Below are 1874 nucleotides of genomic sequence, written 5' to 3' on the forward strand. Positions count from 1 at the left end.
GCCGGGGCGCCGCGCTGGCTGGCACCGGGGGGCTGCGTCCTCGTCGAGACGAGCGAACGGCAGGCGACGGCGGCCGTCGAGGCGTTCGAGGCGGGCGGCCTCGCGACGCGCCTGGAGTACGACGACGACCTGTACGCGCATGTCGTGATCGGGACGCGGGCCTAGCCGACGCGTACCCGCGAGTCGGCCGGAATTCCCCAACTCGCCCTCAGGGACGGGTTGTACACGCCCCGCACCCTTCGCCACACTGTTCCGCCGAACCTCTCCCTACCGAGGAGTAGCCCTTCATGCCCCCGCGCCCCACCCGTCGCGCCCGCCGCGTCCGTGCCGCCCTGGCGACCCTCGCCACCGCCGCGGCTCTCGCCCTCTCCACCGCGCCGCCCGCATCCGCCGCCGACACCTGGACCGAGGCCGGCTCCGACCGGGCCGACCCGCTGACCGAGAGCCAGGGGTTGACCTCCGTCGAGGTCCCCGCGAACAGCCCGAACCGCTACACCGGCATAGGCACCATCCCGGTCGGCGTCAGCATCCGAGGCTGGAACCACGTCGGCGACCCGGACGCCGCCTACGACGGCACCTACATCGAGCCGTACCAGCGGGACTCGGGCGCCGCGAAGATGTTCCGCGTCCAGTCCCCGAACGGCACCTGGTCCGAGTACGTCCACCAGCTCGGCGCGGGCGAGGCCATGAACAACTCGTGGGTCGCGATCTCCCCGGACGGGCAGTGGATGCTAGCGGGGGAGTGGGGCACGATGACCCGCTTCCTCGTCTTCCCCACCCCCGGCGTCAACCCGGCCACCTCCCCGGGCACCGACCTCCCCTGGGTCAGGACCGTCACCCTCGACCGCCCCGTCCGCGACGTCCAGGGCTGCGACTTCTCCGGCCCGACGACCCTCCTGTGCTCCTCGGACGACCCCGCCGGCACCCTCTTCGGCGTGACGAAGCCCCTCCTCCAGGTCGACCTGTCCGCCCCGCCGACCGGCACCGCGAACGTCTCGGGCCGCGTCACCGCCCTGCGCCAGCTCCCCCTGCGCAGCGGCTGCTCCGGCAACTTCGAGACCGAGGGCATCGACTACGACCGCCGCACCGGCGTCCTGCGCGTCATCGTCATCTCCCCCGGCTTCTGCGTCCTCACCGACAGCAAGACGTACCGCTTCACCAGGAGCTGGTGAACGGTGGTTTCCTGGAGGTGTGGCGTGGTACGCGAGCCACTCCACACCCCCAGGAGGTGATCACGGTGCGTGAGGAATCCGTCTCCGTCGAGATCAGCGGCTGCCACCACGACGACGCGAAAATCGTGTTCGACACACTCTGCGCCTGCTTCGCGTCCGACCGGGACGCGGACGACGTCCCCCAGCGGCTCCACGAGACCCGGCCGGCCGTCTGGCTCGGCACCTTCGAGGTCACCGACGCCCACACCTGCCCACCGCCCGCCCCGCTCGCCGCCACCGTCGAGGCCGACGCCCAGGGCGGCTACTGGGCCATCGACCGCCTCCGCACCACCCTCGACTCCCTCTTCACCGTCCGCGACCTCACCACCGCCTCCGGCGACCAGGAGAGGGAACTCCACGTCCGGCTGGCCAACAGGTGACCTAATCTGCCTGGGTGAGCACCGAGTTGACCCTGCTGAGCCGTGTCTCCTGCCGAGGGCGGGAGATCACCGCGCCCAGGCTGCGCGGCCTCCTCGCCCTGCTCGCCGAGGAGCTGTCCGCCGGGTGCGGGACCGCGCGGATCGTCGAGGGGCTGTGGCCCGAGGAGCTTCCGAGTGCCAGTTGAATCGATTTCGCGAAAGGGCTTTCGCTTGCATGAGGTTGGCAATCATGTGAAATGGGCCCAGGGTCTAGAAAGCGCTTGCGAGAGCGGGTACGGTCCTG

At 71.1% G+C, this 1874-nt stretch carries 3 protein-coding genes and 1 pseudogene; all 4 read left to right on the top strand.

The annotated features are described in order from the left end of the window. Positions 1-165: pseudogene (locus ACVNF4_RS35510) on the top strand (putative protein N(5)-glutamine methyltransferase); the annotation flags it as partial. 122 nt (positions 166-287) lie between these two features. Then, positions 288-1172 (top strand): hypothetical protein, encoded by an 885-nt coding sequence (locus tag ACVNF4_RS35515; protein WP_461806961.1) that lies wholly within the window; start codon positions 288-290, stop codon positions 1170-1172. Positions 1173-1237: 65 nt separating this feature from the next. Further along, positions 1238-1591 (top strand): hypothetical protein, encoded by a 354-nt coding sequence (locus tag ACVNF4_RS35520; protein ID WP_461806962.1) that lies wholly within the window; start codon positions 1238-1240, stop codon positions 1589-1591. Positions 1592-1605: 14 nt separating this feature from the next. Next, positions 1606-1776, top strand: coding sequence for a hypothetical protein (locus ACVNF4_RS35525; protein ID WP_461806963.1), 171 nt, complete (start codon positions 1606-1608; stop codon positions 1774-1776). The last annotated feature ends 98 nt before the right edge of the window (positions 1777-1874 follow it).

The sequence above is a fragment of the Streptomyces sp. S6 genome (assembly GCF_054880855.1).

What these genes read in the sequence shown, in the direction of transcription:
- ACVNF4_RS35515 (WP_461806961.1), top strand. Translation starts at nt 288, where the DNA reads ATGCCCCCGCGCCCCACCCGTCGCGCCCGCCGCGTCCGTGCCGCCCTG.